We start from the raw sequence: 14,410 nt of genomic DNA, 5'->3' as shown, positions 1-14,410 counted from the left end.
CGGCTATTGCTCGCACCCATGGAGAGAGACATCATCGCAGCCCGCCTCGCCGAAGACTTCGGCGCGTTTCCCGATATCCTGATGGAGTGGTCGCGCATCCAGTCCGATGCGATCGCACTGGTCGACGACAAGCGCGACATCGCCTGGGCGGAGCTGGTCGGGCTGGTCGAGCGGCTCGCCGCGCGGCTGGTCGAAACCGGGCTCGAGCGTGGGCAGTCGGTCGCGATCCTCGGCACGAGCACGGTGGAATACGCGCTCGTCTTCCTCGCCGCGGTGCGCGCCGGCGGCGTCGCCGCGCCGCTCACCACCAGCGCTTCGCCCGAACAGCTCGAAGGCATGGCGAAGGATTCGGGCGCGCGGCACCTCTTCATCGACGCAGGCAAGGCCGCCGAGCTCGGCCCCGATTTCATGGCCGGGATGATCCGTGTCCCGCTCGAGGAAATCGAGCAGTGGATGGCCCCGCCGGGCTCGCGCGCTCCGGCTTTCGAGCCTGCGCCGGGCGATCCGTTCAACATCATCTATTCGAGCGGGACGACGGGCATTCCCAAGGGGATCGTCCATTCGCACCAGATGCGCTGGCGGCAGTTCGCGGCGACCGCCGTGTCCTATCTCGGTGCGGGGCTGGAAGTGCGCTCGCTCGCCTCGACGCCGCTCTATTCGAACACCACGATGGTCGCCTTCCTCCCCGTCCTGCTCGCCGGGGGAACGGTGCGGATCATGGGCAAGTTCGATCCCGCGCGCTGGCTAGAGCGCGCGCAGGGCGACCGCACGACGATCACCATGCTCGTGCCCGTGCAATACCAGCGGCTGATGGATTTCGAGCGGTTCGATGAATACGACCTCTCCGCCCTCGCGCTCAAATACTGCACCTCCGCGCCCTTCCCGCCCGAATTGAAGCGCGAGGTGCTGGCGCGGATGCCGGGTGGGCTGATCGAGATCTATTCGATGACCGAGGGCGGTGTCGTGTGCCTGCTCGCGGCCCATGAATTTCCCGACAAGCTGCACACGGTCGGCCGTCCCGCGCCAGGGAGTGAGCTGAAAGTGCTCGATGACGAGGACCGCGAGGTGCCGCCGGGCACGCCGGGCAATCTCGTCGGGCGCTCGCAGACGATGATGCTCGGTTACAAGAACCGCCCGGACAAGACCTCCGAAGCGCAATGGACCGATCCCGAAACGGGCGAGGTGTGGATGCGCATGGGCGACATCGGACGGGTGGACGAAGACGGCTTCGTCGAACTGGTCGGGCGCGCCAAGGACATGATCATCTCGGGCGGGTTCAACATCTATCCCTCCGACCTCGAGGCGGAATTGCTGAAAGAAGAGGACGTGCTCGAAGCCGCCGTGGTCGGCGCGGCCTCGCGGCGATGGGGAGAAAGCCCGGTCGGCTTTATCCGCTTGGCAGGCGGCGCGCGCGAGCCGGAGGCAATCCGGGCGGCGGTTAACGCAAGGGTCGGCAAGACCCAACGGCTTGCCGTGCTCCACGCCATCGAGGAAATGCCGCGCAGCCATATCGGCAAGCTGCTCAAGACCGAGCTGCGCGAAACGGCGGAGCGGCTCGGCGGGGTCGAATAGGCCCGGATGCGAGAAAGCGCGCACCGCGGGGGCGGCGCGCGCTTTCGTGTCGGTCATTCCTTGCGGCTCGCCGCTGTCACACCAGGATCGCGTCGAGCGTGGTCCCGGTGATCGTGAGGGCGAGGAAGAAGGCGATCATCTTTTCGCTGATGGCACTCATGGCAATGCTCCTTCGATGGAGCCGGGACGACGACGGGCGGAGCCCGCCCGCCTGCCCGGCGGCAGGGGGAAGATAGGGATTGCGGGATAATATTATTACCCCGGCAAGCACGGAAATTACCACTTACCGCAATCGAGCGCTCCGATTGTCCGGAGCGCTTGATCGCGGGAAAGCGGTGGGAGACGCGGCCGCCTTTTCAGGGGGGGAGGAATGGGGCGGCCGCGTCTCGCTCGCTGGTGGCCTGGGCGGCGGGGCGAAGGCTGACGGATTATCGCGGGGATGCGCTCGGGGAGGGCGCTCGGCGATCTGTCGTTTTCCGTCCTTCGCCTCGGGTCGGCAGCCATGGCGCGGGGAACGCCGGGCGATCATGGCGGGAACCGGCGCTGGAAGTGACCGGTGTCGCACCAACCATGTCGGGCTGCCTGCCGGGGCCAGCAGACTGCTTTTCGAGCGGCCATTTTTGGTCCGCCTCAAAGCGTGCATCGCGCGAGGAGGAGAGAGAGGAGCCTCGCTGCGTTGCCCGGCCCAGATGCCGTTCGATTGCACGAAACACAAATGCGAAAATGAGCAATTATATTGCCATTATTGCAATCTATCGAACAGGCGCTTGATCGGAAACACCTTTCTCTTCGCAGATGCAAAACGGCCGCCGGACCATTGGTCCGACGGCCGTTCCGGCATCCGGTGGAGGGCGAAGGTCGCTCAGTTGGCGGCGACTTCGCGACCGCGGCGGGCCTGCGCGGCGGCGACGCGCTCGACTTCGGCGAGAGCGGCGGTGCGCGCTTCGGCGACGCACTTTTCATCGACCAGCGGGCCGACGACATAGGCCGGGCGCGAAGGCAGCGTGCAGGCGCGGCGCAGCTGGGCGTCGACGCGCTGTTCGAGCACGGCGCGATCATCGGCCTTGGCGAGGTCGAGATCGTCGAAGGAGATGCGCACGGTGACGGTTTCGTTCGTGCCCTGCGGCGCGGCGACGGCCGGGGTGGCAAGGGCGGCGAGAGCGATCAGGGGAAGAGCAAGACGCATGGTTAGAGTTCCTTGGTTGGAGAGGGTGGGATGCCGCTGGCCGGCATTCGGTTGCTGTTTGAAACTCTGGTGCACTGCACAAGAGTATTTCGCAAATGCGAAAAGTGCGAAAATGGTTCCAAACTTTGCAACCTGTCCGCGCTTTTTTGCGGGAACCTTCTGCGAGGCGCGCGAAAGCGGCGGATCGCGGCGGGTCGATGCTGGACAGGCGCGCGGGCGCGCGACTAATTGCGGACCATGCAGCCACACGCCGACCACTCGCCCCCGGATTCGATCCTCATCGTCGATTTCGGCAGCCAGGTGACCCAGCTCATCGCGCGCCGCGTGCGCGAGGCGGGGGTCTATTCCGAAATCGCGCCCTTCACCCAGGCGGAGGAAGCCTTCGAGCGCCTGAGCCCGAAGGGCATCATCCTGTCGGGCTCCCCGGCGAGCGTGCCCGACGAAGGCAGCCCGCGCGCCCCACAGGCATTCTTCGAGGCGGGCGTGCCGATCCTCGGCATCTGCTACGGCCAGCAGGTGATGACGAAACAGCTCGGCGGCGAGGTGCGGCCCGGGCACGAAACCGGCGAAGGCGGCGAATTCGGCCGCGCTTTCCTTACCGTGACCAAGGAATGCGCCCTGTTCGACGGGCTATGGGCCGAAGGCGAGCGCCACCAGGTCTGGATGAGCCACGGCGACAAGGTGACCGAGTTCGCCCCCGGCTTCGAGATCGTCGCCACCAGCGACGGCGCGCCCTTTGCCGTGATCGCGGACGAGGAACGCAAGTTCTACGGCACCCAGTTCCACCCGGAGGTTGTCCACACGCCCGATGGGGGCAGGCTCCTCGCCAATTTCGTGCGCCATGTCTGCGGCCTTGCGGGCGACTGGACCATGGCCGAATTCCGCAAGACCAAGATCGAGGAAATTCGGGCACAGGTGGGCGACGGCAAGGTCATCTGCGGGCTGTCGGGCGGCGTCGATTCGGCGGTCGCGGCGGTCCTCATCCACGAGGCGATCGGCGACCAATTGACCTGCGTCTTCGTCGACCACGGCCTCATGCGGATGAACGAGGCCGAACAGGTCGTCAGCCTGTTCCGCGATTCCTACAACATCCCGCTCGTTGCGGTGGATGCGGAGGAGACCTTCCTTGCGGGCCTTTCCGGTGTCACCGACCCCGAGGCCAAGCGCAAGTTCATCGGCAAGGCTTTCATCGACCTGTTCGAGGCCGAGGCGACAAAGATCGGCGGGGCGGATTTCCTCGCGCAGGGGACGCTCTACCCCGACGTGATCGAGAGCGTCAGCTTCACCGGCGGGCCGAGCGTCACGATCAAGAGCCACCACAATGTCGGCGGCCTGCCCGAACGCATGAACATGAAGCTGGTCGAGCCCTTGCGCGAACTCTTCAAGGACGAGGTCCGCGACCTGGGCCGCGAACTCGGCCTGCCCGAAGCCTTCGTCGGTCGCCATCCCTTCCCCGGCCCGGGCCTTGCCATCCGCATTCCGGGCGAAGTCACCAAGGAACGCTGCGACATATTGCGCAAGGCCGACGCGATCTATCTGGAGGAAATCCGCAATGCCGGGCTGTATGACGCGATCTGGCAGGCATTCGCTGTGCTGCTCCCGGTCAAGACCGTCGGCGTCATGGGCGATGGGCGAACCTATGACAGCGTGTGCGGGTTGCGCGCGGTGACGAGCACCGACGGGATGACGGCGGACGTCTATCCCTTCGACGCGGGCTTCCTGACGCAGGTCGCGACGCGTATCGTGAACGAGGTCAAGGGCATCAACCGCGTGGTCTACGACATAACCTCGAAACCGCCGGGCACTATCGAGTGGGAATGAGCGTTATGTCCGACGACAGTTCCAACGGGGGAGCCACAATGAACCGCATCATTCGCACCGCACCTGTCGCGCTCGCCGCGCCAATCAGCTTGGGCCTCACCGCCTGCGCCGGCGAACCCGAAGCGCCCGCGCCCGCCAATGCGGGCGAATGGCAAGTCGTGCCCGAAGCCTCGCGGCTGACCTATGTCTCGGTCAAGTCGGGCGAGGTGCTCGAGACGAATCGCTTCACCGGCCTGTCGGGCTCGGTCAGCGAGGACGGGACAGCGACGGTGACGATCGACCTCGCCAGCCTCGAAACCGGCGTCGACATCCGCAACCAGCGGATGCGCGACCTCTTCTTCGAGATTTCGGACTATCCGACCGCGACCGTCACTGCCGAGATCGACCCGGCCGCCTTCGCCGACCTCGCGATTGGCGAGACCATGGTGCAGCCGCTCGATGCGACGCTTTCGCTGAAAGGCGTAGAGGGCACAATCGACACCGAGGTCGACGTCACCCGCAGCGGGCCCGACCGCGTCGTCGCCATGTCGAGCGAGCCGGTGATCGTCTATGCCGACGCCTTCGGTCTCGGCGAAAATATCGAGCAGCTGCGCGAAATCGCCGGGCTCCCCTCAATCACTCCGGCCGTTCCGGTGACCTTTTCCCTGGTGTTCGAGCGCGCCAAATAGCCCCGCCGCCCGTTTGACGCGCATCAAGGCGCGCCTACGAATCGCGCGGCAAGGTCTCGCCCGTCTCCCGAAGGTGAGGAGGGCCGGACAATGCTCAAGATTGCACTTGTTCTGTTTCCCGTGATCGCGACGACCCTGATGGGCATCGCCGTGATTGCCGTGCTGACGATGGATATTCAGGCGGGGACGCAGCCGATCGCGCTCGCAGCTCTCGCTGCGCTCGTGCTGTCGGTTCCCGCGTCCTGGTTCATCGCGCGGCAGATTCCGGGCGTCGGCAAGACCTGACGCTCCGGTCGTGGCCGGGCGCTTGCGCGGGGGCGAGCGCTCGGCCATTCCTGCGCAGGCCATGGAGCTCGACCTCGGCCCCGACCCGCGCACCGAGCGCCTTCGCCGGATGCAGGCCGCTTTGATCGCGCGATTCGGGCGGATCGTCCGCCCGCCCGACAAGCGCCGCAGCCCCGAATGGGTGCTGGTCCACGGCGTGATCGGCGCGCAGACCAAGACCGCAGCATCGAACGCCTCCACCGACGGTCTGATCGCCGAATACGGCAGCTGGGAAGCGGTCGCCGCCGCGCCTGTCGCGGACCTCGAAGCGCGGCTCCACCGCCAGACCTTTCCGAGCATCGCCGCCGAAAGGCTCAAGGCGTGCCTCGGCGCGATCATCGCGGCGCGCGGCGCGGTGGACCTGCGCCACCTTTCCAATCTTCCGACCGACGAAGCGATGGCATGGCTCGAGACGCTCCCCGGCGTCGCGCGCAAGAACAGCGCAGGGGTGATGAACGCGAGCACCTTCGAGCGGCGCGCCATGGTCATCGACGGGCATCACCGCCGCATCATGCAGCGCACGGGCATCGTGCCCGCGAAGGCCGACACCGCGCGGACCTACGACACGCTGATGCCGCTGGTTCCGAGCGAATGGTCCGCCGCCGACATGGACGAGCATCACCTGCTCCTGAAGAAGCTCGGCCAGGCGGTCTGCCGCCCGCGCGCGCCCCGCTGCGGCGAGTGCCCCGTCAGCGGGGATTGCGACACGGCGGCGAGGGGTGCATGAGCGCAAGCCCCAAAGGGAGACGCATCGCATGAAATGGGAAGACCAGTTCGCCGAGGATTACGACCGCGAGGAAAGCGCCGCGCGCGGCAAGTCTCGCAGCGTCACGGTCGGCTGGACGGTGCGCTTCCCGCAAGGCTCGGACGCGATCTGGGCGCCGCCCAAGCCCTTCACCCGCAACGATCCCAAGCCCGCTTCGGCCAAGTCGGTGCAGGTCTGCCCAGCGGCGATCGATTTCGACCGGCGGCATTTCGTCATCCCCTGCCCGATCGACATCACGCTCCAGGTCATCCGCGCGCCGAACGGCCAGTTGCAGCTCGCCGACATGGACGGGGAGAAATCGGCGATGCGGCCGCAGGGGCGCAATTCTATGATGATGCTTCACCCGCAGTCCGAATGGCGGCATCCGGAGCGCCCTATCATCCAGGTCGTCGCGCCTTACGTCTTCGTCGCGGACGAGCCGTGCTACGTCGTCCAGACCGCGCCCTATCTCGACTGGTTTCCCACCCCGCGACCCGGCGTGATGATGGGCGGGCGGTTCCCGGTCCACATCTGGCCGCGCCCCTTGAGCTGGGGCTTCGAATGGCACGACGTGCAAAAGCCGCTGGTATTGAAGCGCGGCGAGCCGTGGTTCTACGTCCGTTTCGAGACGGAAAACCCGGCGGCGCACGTGCGGCTGGTCGAACAGGAAATGACCGAGGAATTGTCGACCTACATCGATTCGATCGTCGACGTGTCGAACTACGTCAACAAGACCTATTCGCTGTTCGGCGAAGCGCGCCGCATCCGGCCCGACAAGCTGGTCAAGCCCAAGGGCTGACGGGAACCCGCGCCCGGCTCGCCCGGTTCTCGCAGGCATGGGCAGCCTCGTCAGGATAATCGTCAAGGATTACGGCTGGATCCACCGCGGGCTGGGGCTGGCGGGGAACTTCGCCTTCGTCGTCGGCAGCGTGCTGTTCCTGCCGCGCTTCGAGCCGTGGAAGGTGACGGGCGTGTGGCTGTTCATCGGCGGATCGGCGCTGATGTTCGTCGGCGCTCTCGGCCAGTTCCTCGTCAACCGTTACGAGCGCAAGCATGATCGGCGATAGCGAGGTCGAGGAGGTCTACCGCCGCCTCGCCGAGGCCATGCCGGGACGGACCCGGAACGCGAAGGGCCCGAAGGGCCAGCCCGACGCGTTTCGCTCGTGCATCTCCTGCATACTCTCGGCGCAATCGCTCGACCGCAACACGGCGGCTGCGACCATGGCGCTGTTCGCGCTTGCGAGAAGGCCGGAGGCCATGCTGGCGCTGGACGACGAAGCGATCGCTAAGGCGATAAAGCCCTGCGGCCTCTACAACATGAAGACGAAGAACATCCGCAAGTTCTGCAAGGCGCTGATCGAGGAGCATGGCGGCGTCGTGCCCGACACGCGCGAGGGGCTGATGAGCCTGCCCGGCATCGGGCGCAAATGCGCCGACATCGTGATGAGCTTCACTTTCGGCGCCGACGTGATCGCGGTCGACACGCACGTCCACCGGGTGTCGGGCCGGATCGGGCTGACCGAGGCGAAGACCGCCGATAAGACCGCGCAGCAGCTTGAAGAGCGCAGCCCCGACTGGGCGATGCGCGACGGGCATTTCTGGCTCATCCAGTTCGGCAAGAAAGTGTGCCGCGCGCGCGTGCCCAAGTGCGACATCTGCGTCGTCAGCGACATTTGCGAGACGGGACCAATCGGACGGGAGACGGATAGCTAGCGGCGCAGCTTCCGGCGGCCCGGCGGCAGGACCCGGCGCTGGACGATGAGCCCGGCTGCGACCGACGCGGCGATAAGGAGGGCGGCCATTACCGGGTTCGCCGGGTCGTCCAGCCCGTGCGCGACCATCAGGCCGCCCGAAAGGGCCGAACCCGTCACCCCGCCGACCGCCGCGCCCAGCCAGCGCCTCGGCCCGAAGGCCCGTGCCAGCACGAGTCCGATCCCCGTCGCCAGCGGGGCGATGACGAGAAAGGCGAGTGGAATGGTCAGGAATAAGCCCGTGAAGCCTCCGGTAAAAAGGGCCATGGCAGCGGCCGCAGGCCCGAAGGTCGCGGCGAAAATCATCGCGATGGCGACGACGACGAAGATCATCGCGAGCAGCGCGCCGACCACGCCCGCGGCATAGAGATCGCCCACGTCGGGCCGCCAGGTCTCGTCCGGTTCCAATCCGCCTCTCCCGCTTCGGGCCACGCCTTTCGGACGCGCCGAGCCTAGCAGGCGGAACGAAAGTGGCAATCTGCGCGCGTGCATGAGGGCGGATGCGCGGACGCTACGGCAAGGGCGCGCTCCCGAAACGTGCTTGCATGGCGCGCCGATCTCCGCTTGTTTCGCGCGCGAAACAGCCATCCGAGAGGGAGACGAGCCATGAAGACCGCCATCACCGAAATGTTCGGCATCGAACATCCCATCATCCAGGGCGGGATGCATTATGTCGGGTTCGCCGAAATGGCGGCGGCGGTGTCCAATGCGGGCGGGCTCGGCATCATCACCGGGCTGACGCAGGGCACGCCCGAAAAGCTCGCCAACGAGATCGCGCGCTGCAAGGACATGACCGACAAGCCCTTCGGCGTGAACCTCACCATCCTGCCGACCCTGACCCCGCCCGACTATCCCGGGCTGGTCAAGGCGGTGATCGACGGCGGCGTGCCGGTGGTTGAGACGGCGGGACGCAACCCGATCGAACTGCTCGGCCCGCTGAAGGATGCGGGGATCAAGGTGATCCACAAGTGCACCAGCGTGCGCCACAGTCTCAAGGCGCAGGAGATCGGCTGCGACGCGGTGAGCGTCGATGGCTTCGAATGCGGCGGCCACCCGGGCGAGGACGACGTGCCGAACTTCATCCTCCTGCCGCGCGCGGCCGATGAACTGGAAATTCCCTTCGTCTCATCCGGCGGCATGGCCGACGGGCGCAGCCTGGTGGCCTCCCTCGCCATGGGCGCGCAGGGCATGAACATGGGAACGCGCTTCATCGCGACGAAGGAGGCGCCCGTGCACGAGAACGTGAAGCGCGCCATCGTCGAGGCGAGCGAACTCGACACCCGCCTCGTCATGCGCCCGCTGCGCAACACAGAGCGCGTGATGACGAACGAGGCGGTCGAGCGCCTGCTCGAAAAGGAAAAGGAACTCGGCGACGCGATCACGATCCAGGACATCCTGCCCGAAGTCGCCGGGGTCTACCCCGCGATCATGATGGAAGGCGAGATGGACAAGGGCGCGTGGAGCTGCGGCATGGTCGCCGGGCTCATCAACGACATCCCGACCTGCAAGGAGTTGATCGACCGCATCATGCGCGAAGCGGACGCAATCCTCGAGCGCATGAACGCGATGTCGAAAGCGACCGTCGCCGCCTGAGGTCAGGCGGCGGCGTCCTCCGCTTCGTCCGCGGCATCATCGACGCGGGTATAGGGCACGAAATCCTCGAAGAAGACCGCCCCGGTGAAGAAGCCGAGGATGCGGTCCGCCGTGGTCATCACGTCCATGCGGCACAGCTCGCTCGCCATGAATCGGCGAGAGACGAGCACGTCGCCTTCGCTGATGTCGTCGGGGTTCTTGGTGCGCTGGACGTAGATCGTGTCGCCCCGGCCATAGACATAGGCGGTCTTGTCGATCGTCACCATGCGCTGGTTCGGGACCACGCGGATGCAATTGACCGGCTCGCCCGCGACGCGGCCTTCGAGCATTTTCGCAAGGCGCTTTTCGCCCTTGGTCATTTCGGCGGTTTCAGCCTTGTCTCCTGCGCCTTCGTCCTGCGCGTGCGCGGCGATCGGCGCGGCAAGCGCCAGCACCGCGCCCGCAGCGAGCGAGGCGAGCGCGCCTTTCATGCTGCGGCGGGAAGGGGCGGCGGGGCAGGTCATGGCGGGGTTCTCCTGATTCATCATGCCGCGTCTATGCCACGACATGGCTGAACCGGTCCTGACCGCGCGGGGCTTACTCGTATTCGAGCGAGACGACGAATTCCCCGCGATAGACGCCGGTCGGCTGGTTCGCCCCGACCCTGAGCCGCCCGACTATGGTGAAGGCGAAGAAGCCGTCGGGATTGGCGATGCGGAAGCGGGTCGGACGGGTGCGGATGCGGATCGGCGGCACGCTGCCGATCGACAGGCGATCGAGCCGCATGGTTTCCGTCCCGCCCTCGCGGGTCAGGATGTAGTTGTTGCGGTCGACATTGATGAGCAGCGTCTGGTTGAACGTGCCGTAGCCCCAGAACCGCGCCGGGATCGGGTTGCCTCCCGCAGCCGTGACTCCGCCTGTCACCGACAGGTTCCCGGCGGTGTCCATCGTCACCGTGCCCGCCGTGTCGCTCGCGACGACCTGGCCGAAATCGAGGTCGGTGTCCTTGACGAAGGAAAGCGGAGTCAGGACGAGCGTGCGCGCATCGCTCGACCCGGCGGCGTCCTGCGCGCTGGCGGGCGCTGCGATCATCGCGGCGAGCACGGCGCACAGCGCCGCGAGCGCGCGGCGCGCGGAAACGGGAAAATCGATCATCTGGCCTCGCCCTGGTCCTGCGTGGTAAGGACCGAGTTAGGGCAAGCCCCTTAACATCGCGTTGAAGTGCCGTGAACTTTGCCCGGGCGACCGGCCTCTTCGCGCGAGTCGCGAGCAATCGGGCGGCGTTAGCCGCGCACGGCTGACGCGCGCATTCAGCGGTGGCCGGGGTCGCCGCCTTCGCTGATGTCCTTGAGCGCGGCCTGGTCCGCACCATCCGCGGGGCCGCCCTTCAGCACGAAGCGACGATCGCAATAGCCGCAATCGACATAGCCGTGTTCGTCGATTTCGAGATAGATGCGCGGGTGGCCGAGCGCGGCGGGGCGGTATCCGGCACCGCCGCGAATGCCGCTCGACCCGTCGCAGCTCACACGGCGCGTTTCGACCAGCAGGACTTCGGGAGGGGGCGTGTTCATGATGCGCGCCGCGATAATCGCGCGCGCGGCGCTTTTCAATCGCTCATTGCGCCCGAACGGCGCGGCAGGCGCCCCGCCTGCGCTGGAGGCTTGCCCGCCTGCGCGCGCTGACCTACGGCAGCGCCATGCCCGCAGAGCCCGCCATCCGCATCGAGAACCTCGTCAAGCGCTATGCTCCGCCCAAGGGCGTGAAAGGCGCGAAAAGCGCCGAGGAGGCCGAGGGCAAGCTCGCGCTCGGCGGGGTCAGTTTCGACGTGCCCGAAGGCTCGATTTTCGGCCTGCTGGGGCCGAACGGTGCGGGCAAGTCGACGCTGATCAACATTCTCGCGGGGCTGGTCAACAAGACTTCGGGACAGGCCGAAATCTGGGGCTTCGACATCGACGAACATCGCCGCAACGCCAGCCGGTCGATCGGAATCGTGCCGCAGGAGATCGTGTTCGATCCCTTTTTCACGCCGTTCGAGGTGCTGGAAAACCAGGGCGGCTTCTACGGCATTCCCAAGGCGCGCCGCCGCAGCATGGAACTGCTCGAGGCGGTCCGCCTCGCCGACAAGCGCAACGCTTATGCCCGCACGCTGTCCGGCGGCATGAAGCGGCGGCTGCTGGTGGCCAAGGCGATGGTGCACTCGCCGCCGATCCTCGTCCTCGACGAACCGACCGCCGGGGTCGATGTCGAACTGCGGCGGCAGTTGTGGGAGCTGGTCGTCGAGCTGAACCGCGAAGGCGTGACCGTCGTGCTGACGACGCACTACCTCGAGGAAGCCGAGGAATTGTGCGACCGCATCGCGATCATCAATCATGGGAAGTTGATCGCGAACAAGCCGACCCGCGAGCTCGTCGAGATGGCGCGCGAGAAGGTGGTCGCGGTGACGGTGGCGGGCGACCTTGCCGACGCGCCCTCGCACGAAGCTTTCGCCCGCGCCGAGCTGACCGGCGAACGTTCGGTCGAGATCACCTACGACAAGGACCGGCTCAGCGCAGGCCAGGTGCTCGCCATCCTGCAGGAGCAGGGCCTCAGGATCGAGGACGTGACCACCCGCGAGGCCGATCTCGAGGATGTCTTCGTCCAGCTGACCGGGGCGGGTTGAGAGCCCGCCGGGCGGGTCCGCAGGGGCCGGTCAGGTTTCCTCCGCCATGTCCTCACGCTCGCGCCATTGCTTGTGCGCGACGCGTTCGATCGGGGTGCGGCAATGGCGGCATTCCCCGAAATATTTACGCCTGTTCCATTTGACGTAGCGCCGCAGGGGTTCGTGACGGCCGAGCAGGCAGGCGATGGGCGAGAGGAATGACATGACGCGGCCCCGTTGCTGGAGTGTGTCCGAATTCCTGCCGGACACGCGGCCCGCAAAGGAGCCCCGGCAATGATCCGCCAACCTACCGGGCAGGCGAGGCCCGGGCACCTCTTGGCGAATACTCAGGAATGTCCAATAGGCGGCGCGCACAGGCCGCGCCGCGCGCGCCCCCTTGCTCCGCGCCCGTTTGCGCGCCAAAGCCGCGAGGATGAACGCGACGAAAGCAGGGGAGAGCGCCGCGAAGGGCAGCGACCACGACGTGCCCACGCACGACGTCATCGTCATCGGCTCGGGCGCGGCCGGGCTGACCGCGGCGCTCGAACTCGCCGTGTCGAAGCGCGTGCTGGTACTCGCCAAGGGATCGCTCACCGGCGGGTCGACCGCTTGGGCGCAGGGCGGAATCGCCGCGGTGCTCGACGCGGGCGACACTTTTGAAAACCACGTGCGCGATACCATGGTCGCGGGTGCGGGGCTCAATGACCGCGAGGCGGTGGAATTCGTGATCGAGCGCGCCCCTGCCTCGATCGATCGGCTATGCGAGCTCGGCGTGCCGTTCAACCGAGACGAGGACTCGCTCCACCTGACCCGCGAAGGCGGCCATTCGCATCGGCGGATCGTCCATGTCGACGATGCGACCGGTTGGGCGGTGCAGGACGCGCTCCTCACCGCCGCGCGGGCGAATCCCAACATCACGCTCCTGCCCGGGCGCACCTGCATCGACTTCATCACCGACCGTCACCGCGAGCACTATTCGGGCGCGGGCCATGTCTGGGGCGTCTATGCGCTCAACGAGGAGACGGGCCGGGTCGAGCGCCACGTCGCGCGCGCCACCGTGCTGGCGAGCGGCGGGGCGGGGCGCTGCTATCTCTTCTCGACCGCCCCGCGCGGCGCGACCGGCGACGGCATCGCGATGGCATGGCGGGCGGGCGCGCGCGTCTCCAACATGGAGATGATGCAGTTCCACCCGACCTGCCTCTACAACCTCGAGGTCAAGAACTTCCTCATCACCGAGGCCGTGCGCGGCGAGGGCGGGCGGCTTACAAATCCGCGCACCGGCAAGCGGTTCATGGCCTATTACGACCCGGAACGGATGGAGCTTGCGCCGCGCGATGTCGTGGCCCGCGCGATCGATGCTGAAATCAAGCGCTTCGGCCTCGACTACGTCCATCTCGACATCAGCCACGAGGACCCGGATTTCGTCCGCAGCCACTTCCCGACGATTTACGAGAAGCTTTCCGGCCTCGGCATCGACATGACGGCCGAGCCGATCCCGGTCGTCCCCGCGCAGCACTACACCTGCGGCGGGGTGGTGGTGGACCTCTACGCCCGCACCGACTTGCCCGGCCTGTGGGCGGCGGGCGAATGCACCGAGAGCGGGCTCCACGGCGCGAACCGGCTTGCGTCCAACAGCCTGCTCGAATGCTTCGTCTTCGGCGAGGCGGCGGCCAGCGACATCCTGACCATGTGGGACGAGCTCGACGACCCGCCCGCCATCCTGCCGTGGGACGAAAGCCGCGTGACCGATTCCGACGAAGAGGTCGTCATCAAGCAGAACTGGACCGAGATCCGCCGCTTCATGTGGAACTATGTCGGCATCGTGCGCACGACCAAGCGCCTCGAACGCGCCGCGCACCGGATCGAACTGCTCAAGCGCGAGGTCGAGGACTATTACGGAAGCTTCCGCGTCACGACCGACCTTATCGAGCTTCGCAACCTCCTGCAGGCGGCGGAACTGATCGTGAAGAGCGCGCTCCACCGCAAGGAGAGCCGGGGGCTGCACTACACGCTCGATTATCCGGAAACTGAGGAAGAGCCGCGCGATACGGTGCTGGTGCCGTGAAAACCATTTTCGTTATCCCCGCGGAGTCGCAGACGGCGCGCAGCGCCAATGCGGGAACCCAGGGCGTT

At 66.7% G+C, this 14,410-nt stretch carries 18 protein-coding genes; 11 read left to right on the top strand and 7 right to left on the bottom strand.

Annotated features, from left to right (window positions below):
• Positions 1-18: 18 nt before the first annotated feature.
• Positions 19-1,572 (top strand): class I adenylate-forming enzyme family protein, encoded by a 1,554-nt coding sequence (locus G9473_RS11725; RefSeq protein ID WP_291133515.1) that lies wholly within the window; start codon positions 19-21, stop codon positions 1,570-1,572.
• A gap of 76 nt (positions 1,573-1,648) precedes the next feature.
• On the opposite strand, the gene G9473_RS11720 is transcribed toward G9473_RS11725, so the two are convergent.
• Together G9473_RS11720 and G9473_RS11715 are read right to left on the bottom strand one after the other, a co-directional pair.
• Complete coding sequence (locus tag G9473_RS11720) at positions 1,649-1,855, bottom strand: hypothetical protein (protein ID WP_291133514.1); 207 nt, start codon at positions 1,853-1,855, stop codon at positions 1,649-1,651.
• 579 nt (positions 1,856-2,434) lie between these two features.
• The gene (locus G9473_RS11715; RefSeq protein WP_291133513.1) at positions 2,435-2,758 is read right to left on the bottom strand and encodes a UrcA family protein; all 324 of its coding nucleotides are present in this window, start codon (positions 2,756-2,758) and stop codon (positions 2,435-2,437) included.
• 237 nt (positions 2,759-2,995) lie between these two features.
• On the opposite strand from G9473_RS11715, the gene guaA reads away from it, so the two are divergent.
• The 7 genes from guaA (at position 2,996) to nth (G9473_RS11680) (ending at position 8,029) form a co-directional block, all read left to right on the top strand.
• A complete protein-coding gene (guaA, locus tag G9473_RS11710; protein ID WP_291133512.1) occupies positions 2,996-4,579 on the top strand; it encodes a glutamine-hydrolyzing GMP synthase in 1,584 nt (527 codons plus the stop codon).
• 38 nt (positions 4,580-4,617) lie between these two features.
• Entirely contained in the window at positions 4,618-5,247 is a 630-nt protein-coding gene (locus G9473_RS11705; protein WP_291133511.1) for a YceI family protein, read from the top strand.
• Between the two features lie 90 nt (positions 5,248-5,337).
• Positions 5,338-5,532, top strand: coding sequence for a hypothetical protein (locus G9473_RS11700; protein ID WP_291133510.1), 195 nt, complete (start codon positions 5,338-5,340; stop codon positions 5,530-5,532).
• Between the two features lie 61 nt (positions 5,533-5,593).
• Positions 5,594-6,298, top strand: coding sequence for an endonuclease III (gene nth, locus G9473_RS11695; protein ID WP_291133509.1), 705 nt, complete (start codon positions 5,594-5,596; stop codon positions 6,296-6,298).
• A 28-nt stretch (positions 6,299-6,326) separates the two neighbouring features.
• Positions 6,327-7,115 carry a hypothetical protein gene (locus G9473_RS11690; protein WP_291133508.1) on the top strand — a complete coding sequence of 263 codons (789 nt, stop codon included), beginning with the start codon at positions 6,327-6,329 and terminating at the stop codon, positions 7,113-7,115.
• Positions 7,116-7,152: 37 nt separating this feature from the next.
• The gene (locus G9473_RS11685) at positions 7,153-7,383 is read left to right on the top strand and encodes a YrhK family protein (RefSeq protein ID WP_291133507.1); all 231 of its coding nucleotides are present in this window, start codon (positions 7,153-7,155) and stop codon (positions 7,381-7,383) included.
• The gene (gene nth, locus G9473_RS11680) at positions 7,370-8,029 is read left to right on the top strand and encodes an endonuclease III (protein ID WP_291133506.1); all 660 of its coding nucleotides are present in this window, start codon (positions 7,370-7,372) and stop codon (positions 8,027-8,029) included. Before G9473_RS11685 ends, nth (G9473_RS11680) begins: the two co-directional genes overlap by 14 nt.
• On the opposite strand, the gene G9473_RS11675 is transcribed toward nth (G9473_RS11680), so the two are convergent.
• Positions 8,026-8,475 carry a hypothetical protein gene (locus G9473_RS11675; RefSeq protein WP_291133505.1) on the bottom strand — a complete coding sequence of 150 codons (450 nt, stop codon included), beginning with the start codon at positions 8,473-8,475 and terminating at the stop codon, positions 8,026-8,028. The genes nth (G9473_RS11680) and G9473_RS11675 overlap by 4 nt on opposite strands.
• Before the next feature lie 198 nt (positions 8,476-8,673).
• On the opposite strand from G9473_RS11675, the gene G9473_RS11670 reads away from it, so the two are divergent.
• Positions 8,674-9,660, top strand: a complete 987-nt coding sequence (locus tag G9473_RS11670) for a nitronate monooxygenase family protein (protein WP_291133504.1) — start codon at positions 8,674-8,676, stop codon at positions 9,658-9,660.
• Between the two features lie 2 nt (positions 9,661-9,662).
• Here the strand turns inward: G9473_RS11670 and G9473_RS11665 are convergent, their stop codons facing one another.
• The 3 genes from G9473_RS11665 to G9473_RS11655 all read right to left on the bottom strand — a co-directional run bounded on the left by G9473_RS11665 (position 9,663) and on the right by G9473_RS11655 (position 11,210).
• Positions 9,663-10,163, bottom strand: coding sequence for a hypothetical protein (locus tag G9473_RS11665; protein ID WP_291133503.1), 501 nt, complete (start codon positions 10,161-10,163; stop codon positions 9,663-9,665).
• Positions 10,164-10,236: 73 nt separating this feature from the next.
• The gene (locus G9473_RS11660; protein WP_291133502.1) at positions 10,237-10,794 is read right to left on the bottom strand and encodes a DUF4402 domain-containing protein; all 558 of its coding nucleotides are present in this window, start codon (positions 10,792-10,794) and stop codon (positions 10,237-10,239) included.
• 155 nt (positions 10,795-10,949) lie between these two features.
• Complete coding sequence (locus G9473_RS11655; RefSeq protein ID WP_291133501.1) at positions 10,950-11,210, bottom strand: zinc-finger domain-containing protein; 261 nt, start codon at positions 11,208-11,210, stop codon at positions 10,950-10,952.
• Positions 11,211-11,335: 125 nt separating this feature from the next.
• Here G9473_RS11655 and G9473_RS11650 point away from each other — a divergent pair, with 125 nt between their 5' ends.
• A complete protein-coding gene (locus tag G9473_RS11650) occupies positions 11,336-12,298 on the top strand; it encodes an ABC transporter ATP-binding protein (protein ID WP_291133500.1) in 963 nt (320 codons plus the stop codon).
• Between the two features lie 30 nt (positions 12,299-12,328).
• On the opposite strand, the gene G9473_RS11645 is transcribed toward G9473_RS11650, so the two are convergent.
• Entirely contained in the window at positions 12,329-12,502 is a 174-nt protein-coding gene (locus tag G9473_RS11645; RefSeq protein WP_291133499.1) for a hypothetical protein, read from the bottom strand.
• Between the two features lie 208 nt (positions 12,503-12,710).
• On the opposite strand from G9473_RS11645, the gene nadB reads away from it, so the two are divergent.
• Positions 12,711-14,342, top strand: a complete 1,632-nt coding sequence (gene nadB / locus G9473_RS11640) for an L-aspartate oxidase (RefSeq protein WP_291133498.1) — start codon at positions 12,711-12,713, stop codon at positions 14,340-14,342.
• Positions 14,343-14,410 lie beyond the last annotated feature (68 nt).

This window comes from Erythrobacter sp., from assembly GCF_011765465.1.
Lineage (GTDB): Bacteria > Pseudomonadota > Alphaproteobacteria > Sphingomonadales > Sphingomonadaceae > Erythrobacter.
This window is presented reverse-complemented; position numbering and strand designations above follow the sequence as displayed.

Bases quoted from the DNA above. Each gene is read 5' to 3' on its own strand.
- nadB (WP_291133498.1), top strand. From the start codon at position 12,711: ATGAACGCGACGAAAGCAGGGGAGAGCGCCGCGAAGGGCAGCGACCAC.
- nth (WP_291133509.1), top strand. From the start codon at position 5,594: ATGGAGCTCGACCTCGGCCCCGACCCGCGCACCGAGCGCCTTCGCCGG.
- G9473_RS11660 (WP_291133502.1), bottom strand. From the start codon at position 10,794: ATGATCGATTTTCCCGTTTCCGCGCGCCGCGCGCTCGCGGCGCTGTGC.
- nth (WP_291133506.1), top strand. From the start codon at position 7,370: ATGATCGGCGATAGCGAGGTCGAGGAGGTCTACCGCCGCCTCGCCGAG.
- G9473_RS11715 (WP_291133513.1), bottom strand. From the start codon at position 2,758: ATGCGTCTTGCTCTTCCCCTGATCGCTCTCGCCGCCCTTGCCACCCCG.
- G9473_RS11700 (WP_291133510.1), top strand. From the start codon at position 5,338: ATGCTCAAGATTGCACTTGTTCTGTTTCCCGTGATCGCGACGACCCTG.
- G9473_RS11665 (WP_291133503.1), bottom strand. From the start codon at position 10,163: ATGACCTGCCCCGCCGCCCCTTCCCGCCGCAGCATGAAAGGCGCGCTC.
- G9473_RS11670 (WP_291133504.1), top strand. From the start codon at position 8,674: ATGAAGACCGCCATCACCGAAATGTTCGGCATCGAACATCCCATCATC.
- G9473_RS11645 (WP_291133499.1), bottom strand. From the start codon at position 12,502: ATGTCATTCCTCTCGCCCATCGCCTGCCTGCTCGGCCGTCACGAACCC.
- G9473_RS11655 (WP_291133501.1), bottom strand. From the start codon at position 11,210: ATGAACACGCCCCCTCCCGAAGTCCTGCTGGTCGAAACGCGCCGTGTG.
- G9473_RS11650 (WP_291133500.1), top strand. From the start codon at position 11,336: ATGCCCGCAGAGCCCGCCATCCGCATCGAGAACCTCGTCAAGCGCTAT.
- G9473_RS11685 (WP_291133507.1), top strand. From the start codon at position 7,153: ATGGGCAGCCTCGTCAGGATAATCGTCAAGGATTACGGCTGGATCCAC.
- G9473_RS11725 (WP_291133515.1), top strand. From the start codon at position 19: ATGGAGAGAGACATCATCGCAGCCCGCCTCGCCGAAGACTTCGGCGCG.
- G9473_RS11690 (WP_291133508.1), top strand. From the start codon at position 6,327: ATGAAATGGGAAGACCAGTTCGCCGAGGATTACGACCGCGAGGAAAGC.
- guaA (WP_291133512.1), top strand. From the start codon at position 2,996: ATGCAGCCACACGCCGACCACTCGCCCCCGGATTCGATCCTCATCGTC.
- G9473_RS11705 (WP_291133511.1), top strand. From the start codon at position 4,618: ATGAACCGCATCATTCGCACCGCACCTGTCGCGCTCGCCGCGCCAATC.